This window comes from Pseudomonas sp. JS3066, assembly GCF_036328175.1.
In the GTDB taxonomy this organism is placed as follows: Bacteria; Pseudomonadota; Gammaproteobacteria; order Pseudomonadales; family Pseudomonadaceae; genus Metapseudomonas.
Genome location: NZ_CP143312.1, coordinates 1,361,253 through 1,376,169, shown reverse-complemented (window position 1 = coordinate 1,376,169; position 14,917 = coordinate 1,361,253). Strand labels below are relative to the sequence as shown.

The following is a 14,917-nucleotide window of genomic DNA, read 5'->3' as shown; positions in this document are numbered from 1 at the left end:
GTATATGCTCATCCGGTGATTAGGTATCTGAGGAGAGGAAGAGATAGGTCACCGGCTAATCAATCCGTCCAGCACAGTGGCCTGCAGCTGCCGGAAGATCTGCAGCGATTTGCAAGTCACCGGAGCGTGCTGGGGCCCACATAGGCCAGGCACCACTACGCCAATGCCGCTTGGCAGTCATTCGCGGGCTTGGTTTCCGCGAAGCAGGAGATGGGGCGACCGCATACTGCGGCATCTTCTGAATCCTGTGCTCCGGCGCAAGCCTGGCGCCACCTGCCGGAGCGCGTCGGAGCTTTGTCGACGGTCTATCGGTGTTTCCGTGGCTGGCGAGACGAGAGCACCTTTGACCAAGCGCTCAAGCGTTTGCATGCTCGGCCAAATCAGGAAGGGCTGATTGAAGTGAACTCCTAGATGATCAAATCCATGGCGGTGCCCGTAACTCGTACTTCGTATGGCGCCGGAATAAAGGAGGCAGTAAGTACCGCTAGACCAAGCATGTGGACGAAACCAAAACAGCCTGACCACCAAGATTCAAAGGAGCCGCGATGCCCACTGCGTGCCTCTGCGCCGTCCGTTGCTGCCGAAACAAGCCAGCGACGTTGCTTAGGCTCAACCTCTGCTGGAGCAAGGTCACATTCCCTGCAGGCCGAAACGCACCATGAAGCATTTGCCAGAGCCGGAGTTACCACGGCTGTTTGATCATCGGAAGTAACGGCAGCAGAGCGTCATCAAGTGGATGCTTGGCCAACTGATGGACAACCAGGGATTCAACACCCGCTACGAGCAGTTAGCCAGAAGCGTCGCTGCGATGGTCACGCTGACTTACACACCGCGATGCCTATGGCAGAACTTTTCGTACAGAGCTTAGGCATCAGAATCCGGGAGGACCTCGCGATATCGCTGGCATGTTGCGGTGCAGTGGACCATCAAGGAAATCGAAGCCTCTCCCCTGATCCGACTAGAAAAGCATGCGTCATTGGAGCGATTTCGATCTCTGAGGCTAGGCAAAATCAGTGATACGGAACACTCAGCTCATGTACTGCATCAACGAATATCTTGACGACCTCCGGGTCGGCATATTGGTGTATGCCATGTCCCAGATTGAACACATGCCCGCTGCCGCTTCCGAAGCGGGCGAGAATATCGGCCACCTCCGCTCGGATCCGCATCGCCGGAGCATAAAGGACACTGGGGTCCAGGTTCCCTTGCAGTGCCACCCGATCACCAATACGACGACGCGCATCAGCAATGTCGGAGGTCCAGTCTAGCCCCAGCGCATCAGCCCCGGCTTCCACCATAGCCTCCAGCCATTGGCCACCGTTCTTGGTGAATAGGATCACTGGCACCCGCCGCCCTTCCCTTTCACGAATCAGACCATCGACGATCTGCTTCATGTACCGTAGCGAGAACTCCAGATACAGCGGGCCACTAAGGACGCCGCCCCAGGTATCAAAGATTTGCACAGCCTGAGCTCCGCTACGGATTTGCTCATTCAGATAGCCGATTACGGCCTGCGCAAGCTTATCCAAAAGCGCATGCATTACCTCCGGCGTGGCATACATCATTTTTTTGATATGCCGGAAATCTCTGCTGGAGCCCCCCTCAACCATGTAGGTCGACAGGGTCCACGGACTGCCGGAAAAACCAATTAGCGGCACTCTACCTGCTAGAGCACTGCGAATCTCCTTCACCGCCGCCAAAACATAGTCAAGATCAGTGGTCGCATCCGGCACCGCGAGCTCAGCCACGTCCGCTTCTGTCCGGATAGTTTTCTTGAACCGCGGCCCCTCCCCCTCTTCGAAGTAGAGACCAAGGCCCATTGCATCCGGGATGGTCAAGATATCGGAAAAAAGGATCGCCGCATCAAGGTCGTAGCGCTCCAGCGGCTGGAGCGTTACCTCACACGCCAGCTCTCGATTTTTGCACAAGCTTAGAAAGTCACCAGCTTTTGCCCGCGTATCACGGTACTCCGGCAAATAGCGGCCCGCCTGGCGCATCATCCACACCGGCGTCACATCCACCGGCTCACGCAGCAGCGCCCGAAGCAAGCGGTCGTTCTTCAGCTCAGCCATTGCATTTTCTCCGCTCAATTAGTTGCACATTGCCACCCTATCCACCATCAGGCTTCAGGTTCCCCAATCAGCGGGCTTACCCGCCGTCTAATTTTCATTATAGAAACATGTTGCGCGTTTGGAAACACTCATGCTACGGTTCATCCAGCCTGGGATGACTTCTGCCATTCCCCGCACAGACAAGGATCAGGGTAGGAATGCGCCTGGCCGCTCACGAGTAGCTCAGAGGGTATTCGCGCTGCGATGTATTACGGATAGCGGTAATTGCCACAACGTTCAGTGCAGTGGGTCCAGACGTCCAAGGATCCAGAATTTTTGGACCAGTCCATTAACGGACCCAAAAACGATTAGTGCCAGCTGAAGGTATTAACTGCTTGGTGAGGCAACGTTATGAAACAGAGACAAGAGTGCAGCGACAAGCAAGCTCATCGTCTTCGCCAGCTCTGGCTGGTGCTTACGTGGATCAGTATCGCTTTAGCCGTGCTGGGTGCCCTCTTGCCAGGGTTGCCCACCACTGTATTTGTTCTGACCGCGGCATGGAGTGCTTCCCGTTGTTCGCCCCGGCTACGCCACTGGCTGGAGCAGCACCCGCAGTTCGGTGAGCGCTTACGTAACTGGGAACAGGGTGGAGTGATCGACCGCAACTCAAAGTGGACGGCCAGCGTTGGCATGCTGTCGTCTATGGCGATTGTGTTGCTTAGCATCCATAAACCGCTCCTATTGGCGACAATCATTGTAACTATTATTACAGGCGCGGTTGTAGTTTGGTCACGACCCGAGCGCTTACCGGCGAGCAACTACCCATTAATAAATAGATTTGGCAATGAAACAAGCCACCGCGCCAACTAGAAATTACCTCAATTAATCTTGCTCCTTCATCGGGCCAGTACAGACCAGTCGGCCCAATCACTCGAGAGCATCTGAGCTAATCACAAACTCCATCTAAAACCAAAACAAGACCAAGCAAAGGATATTAGAAATGCACAACATCATTGGAAGCTTTGAAATAGGGGTTATGATTGACGATAGAATTCTACCACAGAAGCAGGAAACTCCAACCCCTCACACTTCCATCCTAGATTATCTAATCCAGATTTTCGCCGACTTTAGCATTAACTACTAACCCCACGCAATACAAGAACTGATTCTGTTGAGGAAGGAATATGCTTTTTAGCAGAAAAGTCAAAAAACTTTCTGACGAGATTACAAGCCATCTATGCACACTACTTAGTGGGCAGCCACGCCACGTTGATGCAAACGGCTTAATTAACAAATACCCAAACCTCATTGAAAGCCTGGAGAATCTCCAAACAAAACTGACCGACATTCAATCAAGTAGTGTATTGAGCGTGCCGGAGTCCACGAGCAACAGTTTGATCGCCGACCTCAAGGACTGCTTGCTTAACGCCCAAACTGAAATCTCTGATCTCCGTCATGAACTATCATCAGCCAAGTCACTAGCTGATGAAATCGGCCACGAGCTTGAGATTTATAAAGTAGAAGAGAGAATCTGGGACCTCACCAAGCAAACACTTACCGAAGGGTGCTGGGAGCTTATCGTAACAGATGGAGACCTAGATAACCCAGCCAACGAGCTGCGATTTTCCAAACAATTCAGAGAGCTTATTGGCTATTCAATAAACGATTTTTTTGACGGCTGGGACAGCTACGTTTCGATCGTTCATCCAGAGGACCTTAGAAGAGTCATAAAAGCTCTAGAGGACTACGCCAAAATTGGAGACTTTGAGTCATCCTACGTAGTTGAGTACCGGATGCGGCACAAAGTAAAAGGTGACACTTGGTATCGCGAAACAGGTCGAGGAGTTAAAGATCTAGATGGTAATCTTTGGCGCATCATTGGAGCACTGCGAGACATCTCAGATGAGAAGCTCGCCGAAGCTATGCACGCAAGAGAGCTAGAGAATATTCAGGCGACCTATGGGCAGATCTCAAAAGTTGTAGGAGTGATCAAAGGCATCGCAGACCAAACCAATATGTTGGCGCTAAATGCAGCAATTGAGGCTGCTCGTGCTGGTGATGTGGGACGAGGGTTTTCTGTCGTAGCGGATGAAGTTAAGAAACTGGCAGGACGAACTCGCGAAGCCACCCAGAAAATCCAGGAAATGCTTTCATACTCCAAACCGTCTTAACTGCAAACTTCTAGAACTATAACCTTGGAATATCTTTCGCCTATTTATAAAACATGAGCCTCATAGTTCGTCACAGGCAGAACTCAGTGGAAGTTTTGCTTCCACTCCTGAAAGTCACCTCCCAGAAGAGGCTTGCTGATGCAATATCCTTGGACCTCCTCACACCCCCACTCTGCAAGCATTCCCATCGCAACTTCGAACTCAACCCCTTCAGCCACGACTTCAAGTCCTAGATTGTGAGCAAGGTCAATTGTTGATCGAACAATTGCGGCAGAGTCATCATCACGACCTAGACTCATCACAAACGATTGATCTATCTTTATATAGTCAACCGGCAACTTCCTAAGATACGAAAGAGAAGAGTATCCAGCCCCAAAATCGTCAATAAAAAGCTTAAAGCCAAGATCACGAAGATTTTTTAGAGCCGCTTGAGAATTTTTTATATCCTCCATGAGACATGCTTTCGGTCAATTCAAACTGTATCCAGCCAGGAAGAGCGCCACAAGTTTCCAATGACTCTGATATATGCGCCATTAGGTTAGTATCACGAAGATCATGCGATGACAGATTAACTGCAATTGGAACAGCCGCACCAGAACTATTCCACACATACCCCTCACGTAAAGCCGCACCTATAGCCCAGTAGGTTAAGCGCGTAATCAAACCTGATTTCTCAGCAAAATAAATAAACTGATCAGGACTCATTAATCCGTGAACTGGGTGCCTCCATCGAGTCAGCGCCTCAGCACCACAAATTCTCCGCGTCCCCATTTTCATCTTTGGCTGAAAAACCAAGAAAAACTCATCAAGACTGATAGCACGCCGTAGCTCCGTCATCAATTTCAGCCGGTGGGCGTTGTCACTATCAAGTGATCCAGCGTATATAGCTGTTTTACTCGCTGCTTGGCGTGCTCCATAATGCGCAACATTGGCTCGCCTAAGCAGTGCATCAGGATCACTTCCATGGCCAGGATACAAGGCAATACCGATGCTGCAGTCAACTTCCAAGAGCAAGTCGGATAGCTCAATGGGTTCGCCTAGTACCTGAAGAATATTTCGTGCGACGCGAGTCGCTCGACCAGCATCCGCCTTAGCTAACAAGACCGAGAAGGATGACTCCGCAATATGGGCAACCATCTGCCCTTCCCTAAGGTAAGCGTTCAGCCAAGCCGTTGCTCTGCGGGCTGCACACCGGGGTGGTCAGGGGCAGCAGGCCGATCTGCCGAGCAAAGGCGCGGGTCTGGTCGGCGGTATAGGCTGAGCCGTTATCGCTCAACCATTGCACCGGCGATGCCGGCAACTCGCCACCGAAACGTTGCTCGATGGCCTCCAGCATCACGCCGCGGACATCGTCGCCGCGGTAGCCGTTTGGGCTGGCCACCCAGCTGATGGCTTCGCGGTCGCAGCAGTCCAGGGCGAAGGTCACCCGCAGCTTTTCGCCATCCTCGCAGCGGAACTTGAAGCCATCCGAACACCAGTGGGTGTCGCTCGTCGCCACGGCAACCCGGCCTTGGTGACGCCGCGCCACACCCGGCTGCTTGCGCCGGCGTTCCAGCAACAGGTCGTGGTCACGCATGCGCGATACACTCGCTTCACATTGACCGGAGGCAGGGCCTGCTGCTCGTGCTGCCGACGCAACAGCCCCCAGACCCGACGATAGCCATAGCTGGGCAACGCGCCGACGGCCTGCTAGATCTGCTCGACCAGGGCTGCATCGTTGACCGTCCGGCGCCGACGGGGCTGCGGCCCTGGAGCGAGTTGATTGAGTCGAGCCGTGAATTGCGAGCGCGGTACACCGAGACTCTCACTGACCGCCTTCATTGGTCGTCCTCCGGCAACAAGGGTGAGTGCGCAAGCCATTATCTTCGCGAGCGGGCGATCTCCACCGCTTCCTTGAGGATCTTGGCTTCCATGGTCTTCTTGCCCAGCATCCGTTGTAGCTCGCGAATCTGCTTGAGGGCATCGGCCAACTCGGAAGCGGGCACCACCGCTTCGCCGGCACTGACCGCCGACAGGCTGCCGTCCTGGGTAAGCGTCCAGCCAAGTCACCTTCCGAACTCCAGCATTAAGGGCGATGGTGTCCGCGTATTTTTAAGCGGACGCGATAGCCCTTATCGCCGGGATTTCCATGCGCCAACGAAGCTCTTACCCCAAACCGTTCAAGGCCCAGGTTGTTCAGGAATGCCTGCAACCCGGTGCGACCGTCTCCAGCGTTGCCATCAGTCACGGCATCAACGCCAACGTCATTCGCAAGTGGCTACCGCTTTACCGAGATCAGCCACCAGCGGCGTTGCCGTCGTTCGTTCCAGTGAGGACTACGCCTAAACGGCCGGCTGAAGCATCGGTGATTATCGAGCTACCGCTTGGCGAGCAATCGGTCACGGTGAAATGGCCAGCCTCCGAACCTGAAGGCTGCGCCCGGTTTGTACGCGGGCTCATGCAGTGATTCGCATCGACGCTATCTGGCTCGCTACCGAGCCGATGGACATGCGCGCTGGCACTGAAACCGCGCTGGCCCGCGTGATCGCGGTGTTCGGTGCGGCGAAGCCGCACTGCGCCTATCTCTTCGCCAACCGCCGCGCCAACCGCATGAAAGTCCTGGTGCATGACGGCGTGGGTATCTGGCTGGCCGCGCGGCGATTGAACCAGGGCAAGTTTCATTGGCCAGGCATCCGGCACGGCGCCGAAGTGGAGCTGGACGCCGAGCAACTTCAGGCGTTGGTACTGGGTCTACCCTGGCAGCGGGTCGGCGCAGCCGGCGCGATCACAGTGCTGTAGCACCGGCCATTAGCCCATCGGTGTATCTCCGCTGACCGCCGGCTCTGGCACAATCAGCGGCATGACTGCCTCGCCCAACCTCGACCAACTGACACCTGAACAGCTGCGCGCACTGGCCGCGCATCTGCTCACGCAGGTCGACATGATGGGTAAGAAGATCCACCGCGACCAAACGGTTATCGAGAACCTCACCCACGAAATCGCGTTGCTCAAACGGCACAAGTTCGCCAAGCGCAGCGAGCAACTGAGCCCTGACCAGGGCAGCCTGCTGGATGACCTGCTCGACACGGACATCGCCGCCATCGAGGCCGAGCTGAAGGCGGTGAACCCGCCGACCGTCCCGCCTGAGCCACGCCAACAGCCCAAGCGCACACCGCTGCCAGCGCAATTCCCGCGCACCGTGATCCATCACGAACCGGACACCACCCAGTGCGCCTGCGGCTGCCAGCTGCAACGCATCGGTGAAGACGTCAGCGAAAAGCTGGATTACACGCCGGGCGTGTTCACCGTCGAACAGCACGTACGTGGGAAATGGGCCTGTCGCCAGTGCGAAACACTGATCCAGGCACCAGTGCCGGCCCAGGTGATCGACAAGGGCATCCCCACCGCCGGCCTCCTGGCTCACGTGATGGTGGCCAAATTCGCTGATCACTTGCCGCTGTACCGGCAGGAGAAGATTTTTGGTCGTGCCGGTCTCGCTATCGCCCGCTCGACGCTGGCGCAGTGGGTCGGGCAAACCGGCGTACAGCTTCAGCCGCTGGTCGATGCGCTGCGCGAAGCCGTGCTGGGCCAACGCGTGATCCACGCTGACGAAACCCCGGTACAAATGCTCGCCCCGGGCGAGAAGAAAACCCATCGGGCTTACGTCTGGGCTTACAGCACCACGCCCTTCGCCGACCTGAAGGCCGTGGTCTACGACTTCAGCCCCAGCCGTGCCGGCGAGCATGCGCGCAATTTTCTTGGCCAGTGGAATGGCAAGCTGGTCTGCGACGACTTCGCTGGCTACAAGGCCGGTTTCGAGCAAGGCATCACCGAAATCGGCTGCATGGCCCACGCCCGGCGCAAGTTCTTCGATCTGCACGCGGCGAACAAAAGCCAATTGGCCGAACAGGCGCTGCACTCGATCGCTGGGCTGTACGAAGTCGAACGCCAAGTGCGCGACATGAGCGATGAAGAACGCGGGCGAATACGGCAGGAAAAAGCTTCGCCGATCCTCGACGCGCTGCATGACTGGATGCTGGCCCAGCGTGATCTGGTGCCCAACGGATCAGCAACGGCGAAAGCCTTGGATTACAGCCTCAAACGCTGGCTGGCACTGACTCGCTATGTCGAGGATGGTGCTGTTCCCATCGACAATAATCCGGTCGAGGTGCGACACGAAGTCGCTTAATGAAGTTGTTCCCCCCCCCGGCGGGAACCACCCGTGTCACCGGGTGAATCTAGAAGGCTGAATCAAGAGCGCCTTCGACAATGGAACGAGGCACCGCAAGGTGCGGGGTACCAATCGTGAGAGGCGTACCCTTCTGGCAGCCATAGCCGGACGAGGGCTAGATAGTCGGTATGGTGAACGCATGTGAATCTGCGCAACGATCGTTAAGTTGAGCGAGCGGAAATGGCTTACACGCTCGAACCAAAACGGTAATGGAGGTGGGAATAGCGTCTTTCGACTACGCGTTCGTGACCCACATGCCTCCCGGTCGATAGCAGGCACCTAACCCGACGTACTTCAGTAAGCGGAACGTGGAAATCCCGTATCGCTCCCATTGGGAAAGCAGTTTGCAAAAACTGCCCATGGCGGTGCGGGCGAAGGAACGAGGAAAAAGCGAACGCCAGCCTGTAACGGGCTGGATAGAGGTTGAAACATTACCTTACGCGAAAGCGGGCTGACGTCCTCATGGTCTCTCATCACAAGAGAGTGTGTAGAACCCTTTCAACGGAGGGAGAGCAAATGAACGCAGCAGTATTCGCGTGTGCACCTTCCGGCACGTCGTGGGACAGCATCGATTGGATTGCCGTACAGCGTCGTGTCAGAGGGCTGCAAGCGCGTATTGTGAAGGCCGTACAAGACGGCAGGCATAACAAGGCGAAAGCCCTGCAATGGCTGCTGACTCACTCGTTCTGTGGCAAGGCATTGGCCGTGAAACGGGTGTCTGAAAACAAAGGCAAAAACACTCCTGGGGTCGACAAGGTTACTTGGAATACGCCCAGGGCCAAGATCGGTGCGATTACGTCGTTGAAGAGGCGAGGCTACTCGCCGCTTCCGCTTCGGAGAGTCCTTATTCCGAAGAAAAACGGTAAGACGAGACCTCTCGGGATACCCGCCATGAAATGCCGGGCCATGCAGGCGCTGCATTTGCTGGCTCTGGAACCCATCGCGGAGACCACCGCCGATCCGAACTCTTACGGGTTCAGACCGGAACGCTCAACAGCGGATGCCGCAGCGCAGTGCTTTGGTGTGCTGTCACGAAGAGCAAATGCGGAGTGGGTGTTAGAGGGCGACATTGAAGGCTGTTTCGACAATATCAGCCATGACTGGTTGATCGCCAACATCCCTATGGACAAGGCGATTTTACGGAAATGGCTCAAGGCCGGTTATGTCTACCAAAGCAAGCTGTTCCCCAGCCACGCCGGAACACCGCAAGGAGGCATCATCTCTCCGGTGTTGGCCAACATGACGTTGGACGGGCTGGAAACGATGCTGGCGAAGAAGTTCCCTGCCGCCAAATGGACAGGTAAGAAGCTGCGATTGGTACGGTATGCGGACGATTTCATCATCACGGGGTACTCCAAAGAGTGGCTCGAAAATGAAGTTCGCCCTGCCGTGGTTGAATTTCTGGCAGAGCGCGGTCTCGTGCTCTCTCAGGAAAAGACCAAAATCACGCATATAGGGAACGGGTTCGACTTTCTCGGCTGGAACGTGCGCAAGTACAACGGCAAGCTACTGATCAAGCCGTCAAAGGCGAACATCAGCGCTCACCTTGCCAAGCTACGAGAGTTGATCAAGGCGAACAGAACGACACGGCAGACAAATTTGATAGGTTTGCTCAACCCGGTTCTACGGGGCTGGGCGAACTATCACAGCCATGTCGTCGCCAAGAAGGTCTTCAACCAGGTGGACAGCGCAGTGTGGGAAATGCTCTGGCAATGGGCGGTACGTCGCCACCCTCGCAAGACACGCCGGTGGGTGAAGGATCGGTATTTCAAAGTACAAGGGGCGCGTCGATGGGTGTTCTCATGTGCTGAAAAATCCGCCGATGGTCGGAAGCGTCAGTACACGTTATTGGACGCCTCGGACACGCCAATTGTGCGACATATCAAGATCAAGGCCGCTGCCAACCCTCACGACCCCGCATGGGATGAGTACTTCGAATCCCGATGGGGCAAAAGAATGCTTATCTCCCCAAAGGGTCGAGCCAAGCTGTATCGGGTGTGGCTACAGCAAGGTGGCCGCTGCTGCGCATGCCTTCAACCGGTCACCAAAGACACACCATGGCATAGCCGCCATGTTGTGAAGCTGAGTCATGGTGGAACGGATGCGGCCGCTAATCTTGAGATCTACCACCTGCGTTGCCCAAGGGATGTGCAATTTGCCAATGTCGACGATGTATAACCGGGTGCCAATGGCGCCTTAGGGAAACTCCGAACAAGTCAGCGACGGGCAGCCGATTGGCGACCGAATCGATTTTTAGCCCGGTCTTCGGCGACAGACTTCACCAGAAACCCGGCTTTTGACCGGGTTTCTGCGTTTTACAGGCGCACCTCTCCCGTTTCAGCCAGCAACTCTCGGCGGGCCATCCATAGATTCGACAGGGCGAACAAGGTGACCAGTTGCGCAGTGTTCTTGGCCAGGCCCCGGAAGCGCACTTTGGTGTAGCCGAACTGCCGTTTGATCACCCGGAATGGATGCTCGATCTTGGCCCGCACCTGCGCTTTTGCCTTCTCGATCTTGCGCCTCGCCTTGTACAGGGCACTGCGTTTGCTCAGTTGTTTGTAGGTGCTGCGCCGGGCGGCGATCTGCCAGATGACCTCACGCCCGGCATGCTCGGGACGTTTCTCCACCCCGGTGTAGCCCGCATCGGCACACACCACGTTCTCCTCGCCGTGCAGCAGTTTGTCGACCTGGGTGACATCGGCCACGTTGGCCGCCGTCCCCACGACGCTGTGCACCAGGCCGGACTCGGCATCGGCGCCGATATGTGCCTTCATGCCGAAGAAGTACTGGTTGCCCTTCTTCGTCTGGTGCATCTCCGGATCACGCTTGCCTTCCCGGTTCTTGGTCGAACTCGGCGCATGAATGATCGTGGCATCAACGATGGTGCCCTGGCGCAGTGACAACCCGCGCTCGCCCAGGTGGTCGTTGATCACCGCCAGGATGCCCGCGGCCAATCCGTGCTGCTCCAGCAGGTGGCGGAAATTCATGATTGTCGTGTCTTCCGGGATGCTGCCCTGGGTCAGCGACAGCTGGGCGAACTGACGCAGCGAGGTGATCTCGTACAGCGCTTCCTCCATCGCCGGATCGCTGAGAGCGAACCAGTTCTGCAGCAGGTGGATGCGCAGCATGGTTTCCAGCGGATACGGCGGACGGCCATTGCCCGCCTTGGGGTAGTACGGCTCGATCAGCGCCAACAGCCCGGCCCAGGGCACCACTTGCTCCATCTCCGCCAGAAAGCGCTCGCGCCGGGTCTGTTTGCGTTTGCCGGCGTACTCGGCATCGGAAAAGCTCATCTGGGTCATGCGGCAGGGCTCAGGTTCTGCGGGGGCGTCATTTCAGCAGATCGGTCGGGACTTTTCCGGAGTTTCCCTAGCTAGCTACTTTTATATCCGTTCTATTGACAGAAAGCTTCGTCAGAGATGTTAGGGGCAGGCGTAGGTGCATGGGGCTCTCGCACATTCAAGTAGTGGATGTTAGCAGCAGAGCGTTCAACCTTTTCCGGCCCAAGGTGTCAATACAGAACAGCAGGTCATATTAAATCTTCCGGCCCCCACATCTGGTTTCGTAGACACCTCCAAGCCTCATAATGAGGCCCAATAGCAGGTGCCATTAGCAACCTGCGTAACCCCGACGAATTTAAGATTGAACCAGCCAAGCAAGTGACCGAGCGAGGCCTTTCCGTTGCCAAGGTGGCAGCTCGGTTGGGCACGTCGGCGCACAGCCTGTATGCCTGGACCAAGCGCTATAGCAAGCCCCAGGAACGGCGGCAGTAAGAAGAAGATCTGCAGGCCGAGCTGCGTCGACTGCGTGCGGAACTCAGCCTCTGGCTCTGGCTGTGTCTTTCAAGCGCTTGTCCAAAGCAACCCTCCATGCCGACAGTTTCTCGATGTCCTGCTCCAGTTCGTCAGGTTCTGGCATGGGGAGCCTTCCAACGGCCGTCGCCGCGTCATGCTCGAACTTGGAACTCTTGGACATGCCAGTCTCGACTTCCCGGTAGTCGTCGTCGGTCACAACGACGGACTTGAGTCGCTGTGTCGACACCCCCTCGCCGAACCGCTGGACCGCTCCGTTCAACAGCACCTCCTCGACACACCGCTCCCAAGCTAGGCGTAGCCGACCGTAGCAAGCAGCAGTTAGGCGACGATGCTTGTCATCATCCCCATCCTTTTGTGCTCTGCGAACCTCTACTAGTTCTTGTCGGAGCCTGGCCAGACGGTCCTTGGTGCCCACAACGTCGAATGGCAGATCCTGCGAGTGCACACCATACCCCTGCGCGGTTCTGCGGATGTAGTTCTTGGTCAGCGTGGCTCCAAACTCCTCGACTTTCTGCTCTAGGATGCAAAGGAAGTAGATGTCGTGGGTGAAGATAATCACCTGTCGGGTGAGTGACTCAAGAGCCAAACGCTCGGCCACTTCCCAACGGCGTCGGTGATCGAGCGATGAAACTGGGTCGTCCAACACAATCCCGCCACGCCCCTTGCCAAGTTTGATCTCCGCAAGGAAGGATGCAATGGAGATTGCTCGCTGCTCCCCCTCACTGAGGATGGCTGCAGGTGCTCCGCCACCAGGCAATTGCAAGACCAGCTTGAATTGGGTCTTGCCCCCTGGAGACTCTGGTTTCATCACCACCTGAAGCTGGTGCACCTTGAGGCGTTTGAGTTCTTCGTTGAGAGCGTCCGCCAGTTCCTGGCTGGCCATTGTCCGCGAAAGCTCGGTGGATTTTTTGGAAATGGCTCGGGTGTCCAAACCATCAATGCATGCCTGAAGCTTGCGACAGACCTCATGCTTGGCAATTGCTTCCAAGACAGCTGCCTTGGCCTCGCCCAGACGTATCCGTGCATCAAGCTCTCGCTTCTCCGTCGTCATTTCAGCCCGGACTTTCTCATCGGCCGTTGCCTCTAACGCCGTAGCCTGATCCTGTAGACCTTCAATGATGCGCGCCAAACCCGGCCGTGGGTCGGCCGGCAACGGCAGTACTCCCTCCCACTGGAGTTCGGCCGCAGCTGCCTGCAACACCAAATTCTGACGGGTGTTCAGGCACTCCTGCATCGACGAACATTCGGCTCCGAGCACCGGATCAATCTCCGTCAACTCTTCCACCAAGCCATCGCGGAACATTACATCCAAGGCGGCTTTTTGAACTGCCCTGTAGGCCGCGGCTGCAGTTTCGCGTGCTTCCTTCGCAGCCTTCTCGGCAGCCTGCTTGATGAAGTTGTCAAACTGAATCAGACGCGCACCGCCTTCCTGGCCAAGTCGGTTCTGGCAGAGGGGGCATGCAGCGTGTTCAGGAAGCCCCGGGAATTCATGGTCAGGGTGGCTCACCTTGGCGAAAGCTCGGGCCGCTTCAAACAGCGCCTTCCATTCTTCACCTCCGGTGCCAGCAAGTTGTCCCGGAGTCTGTTTGAATTCGGTAGCAGCCAGCTCTGCTGCAGCTCTGGCCGCTTTCGACTTATCAATGAGCTGTCTGAGCTGATTGACTTTTTCATCGTCAATCAGTGCCATCGCCGCCGCAATGCGATCCTTCAACCCCGAGAGGCGCGTCGCCTTCTGGCGAATTGCCTGGGCTTTTTGCTTCGGATCAGCTTCGGCGAGGGTTTTGGTCAACAGGATAAGTCGATCCTGTTCGATCTGGCTGAGCGTGGCCAAAGCCTCAACGTGCTCAGGTTTGGTCTCGGTCGGGATGCCGAGGAGTGTTGTGGCGACTGCTGTCCGCTCTTTCGCAAGTGCGGCATACGCTGCGTCACTCGGAGCATTCGCCGTCTTCTCTTGCGTGGCACGCGCCTTGAGCTTGTTACAGGCGCCGGCCAATCCCTCCAAGATATCCAGCCCGTATGGGGCGTAAGCGAAGTCACCATGGTTGTCGATGTAGGCACGGGCGCAATGGGTATCGAAGATGGAGATGTCCGAAAGCGGCTCAGGTGCAGCCACACCGTATTGCCAGGGCAGGTCGGTAGCCACGCCGTCGATTACAGCCTCGAACACAGCTTGGGCGACACCGGCAGTCTTGGGATCCAGGTTGGCGTTGGGAAGTATGGGCTCGCGCCGATCTCTTGCGCGGCACGCATGCTTGAATACCCTGGAGTAACCCGACTTCCCAGCCCCGTTTTCCCCGTAGATGACGGTCAGGCCCGCCAATGCGATCGGGACGCTACCACCGTTCGCCAGTGCATTGACATTTGCAAGCTCTTTGATCGCGGCCAACTGAACAATCCGGGCAGGATCGGCGGGCGGAGCAATCTGCGCATCCTCAAGCCTCTTGGGCTTCCGGCCATCAGGATCCAGGATCCCCACCTCAGCTTTGGCCAATGCATAGAGGTCGTCCAGATCAGCGGCACTGAGCCTACGGTCTTGGTAGAGTCGAACAACCGCGTCTTGCTGCCAGGCTGGAAGCCCCTTAGACCACGCGTAGATTTCCTGAATAATCGTCACCTGCCTCCTCCCTGGCGTAGTACTACGCACACCAATTAATACACCGTACGAGCGGC

General features: G+C 56.4%; 9 protein-coding genes and 5 pseudogenes. 8 read left to right on the top strand and 6 right to left on the bottom strand.

Features of this window, described 5'->3' with window-relative positions; translation table 11 throughout:
• Nucleotides 1–1,010 precede the first annotated feature (1,010 nt).
• Nucleotides 1,011–2,072, bottom strand: coding sequence for a uroporphyrinogen decarboxylase (hemE, locus tag SA496_RS06545; RefSeq protein ID WP_073664659.1), 1,062 nt, complete (start codon nt 2,070–2,072; stop codon nt 1,011–1,013).
• A 390-nt stretch (nt 2,073–2,462) separates the two neighbouring features.
• Here hemE and SA496_RS06540 point away from each other — a divergent pair, with 390 nt between their 5' ends.
• The 3 genes and pseudogenes from SA496_RS06540 to SA496_RS29120 all read left to right on the top strand — a co-directional run.
• On the top strand, nt 2,463–2,921 hold the full coding sequence (locus tag SA496_RS06540; protein WP_079867733.1) for a YbaN family protein: 459 nt from the start codon (nt 2,463–2,465) through the stop codon (nt 2,919–2,921).
• A 314-nt stretch (nt 2,922–3,235) separates the two neighbouring features.
• Nucleotides 3,236–3,925: pseudogene (locus tag SA496_RS06535) on the top strand (PAS domain-containing protein); the annotation flags it as partial.
• 54 nt (nt 3,926–3,979) lie between these two features.
• Nucleotides 3,980–4,201: pseudogene (locus SA496_RS29120) on the top strand (methyl-accepting chemotaxis protein); the annotation flags it as partial.
• 104 nt (nt 4,202–4,305) lie between these two features.
• On the opposite strand, the gene SA496_RS06530 reads toward SA496_RS29120, so the two are convergent.
• The 3 genes and pseudogenes from SA496_RS06530 to SA496_RS06520 form a co-directional block, all read right to left on the bottom strand.
• Entirely contained in the window at nt 4,306–4,674 is a 369-nt protein-coding gene (locus SA496_RS06530) for an EAL domain-containing protein (RefSeq protein WP_073664661.1), read from the bottom strand.
• Complete coding sequence (locus SA496_RS29115) at nt 4,628–5,359, bottom strand: EAL domain-containing protein (protein WP_073664662.1); 732 nt, start codon at nt 5,357–5,359, stop codon at nt 4,628–4,630. Before SA496_RS29115 ends, SA496_RS06530 begins: the two co-directional genes overlap by 47 nt.
• A 22-nt stretch (nt 5,360–5,381) precedes the next feature.
• Nucleotides 5,382–6,255: pseudogene (locus SA496_RS06520) on the bottom strand (IS3 family transposase); the annotation flags it as partial.
• A gap of 95 nt (nt 6,256–6,350) precedes the next feature.
• On the opposite strand from SA496_RS06520, the gene tnpA reads away from it, so the two are divergent.
• The 4 genes and pseudogenes from tnpA to ltrA all read left to right on the top strand — a co-directional run bounded on the left by tnpA (nt 6,351) and on the right by ltrA (nt 10,610).
• Nucleotides 6,351–6,668 carry an IS66-like element accessory protein TnpA gene (tnpA, locus tag SA496_RS06515; RefSeq protein WP_073664663.1) on the top strand — a complete coding sequence of 106 codons (318 nt, stop codon included), beginning with the start codon at nt 6,351–6,353 and terminating at the stop codon, nt 6,666–6,668.
• Entirely contained in the window at nt 6,665–7,000 is a 336-nt protein-coding gene (gene tnpB / locus SA496_RS06510) for an IS66 family insertion sequence element accessory protein TnpB (protein WP_073664664.1), read from the top strand. The genes tnpA and tnpB overlap by 4 nt, the downstream gene beginning before the upstream one ends.
• Before the next feature lie 61 nt (nt 7,001–7,061).
• Nucleotides 7,062–8,369, top strand: a pseudogene (gene tnpC, locus SA496_RS06505) (IS66 family transposase); the annotation flags it as partial.
• 579 nt (nt 8,370–8,948) lie between these two features.
• Nucleotides 8,949–10,610, top strand: a complete 1,662-nt coding sequence (gene ltrA, locus SA496_RS06500; protein WP_073664684.1) for a group II intron reverse transcriptase/maturase — start codon at nt 8,949–8,951, stop codon at nt 10,608–10,610.
• Between the two features lie 137 nt (nt 10,611–10,747).
• Here the strand turns inward: ltrA and SA496_RS06495 are convergent, their stop codons facing one another.
• Entirely contained in the window at nt 10,748–11,734 is a 987-nt protein-coding gene (locus tag SA496_RS06495; RefSeq protein ID WP_330115185.1) for an IS5 family transposase, read from the bottom strand.
• A 306-nt stretch (nt 11,735–12,040) separates the two neighbouring features.
• Between SA496_RS06495 and SA496_RS06490 the strand changes: the two are divergent.
• Nucleotides 12,041–12,202 (top strand): annotated as a pseudogene (locus tag SA496_RS06490) (transposase); the annotation flags it as partial.
• 46 nt (nt 12,203–12,248) lie between these two features.
• On the opposite strand, the gene SA496_RS06485 reads toward SA496_RS06490, so the two are convergent.
• On the bottom strand, nt 12,249–14,861 hold the full coding sequence (locus tag SA496_RS06485) for an AAA family ATPase (protein ID WP_073664762.1): 2,613 nt from the start codon (nt 14,859–14,861) through the stop codon (nt 12,249–12,251).
• Between the last annotated feature and the right edge of the window lie 56 nt (nt 14,862–14,917).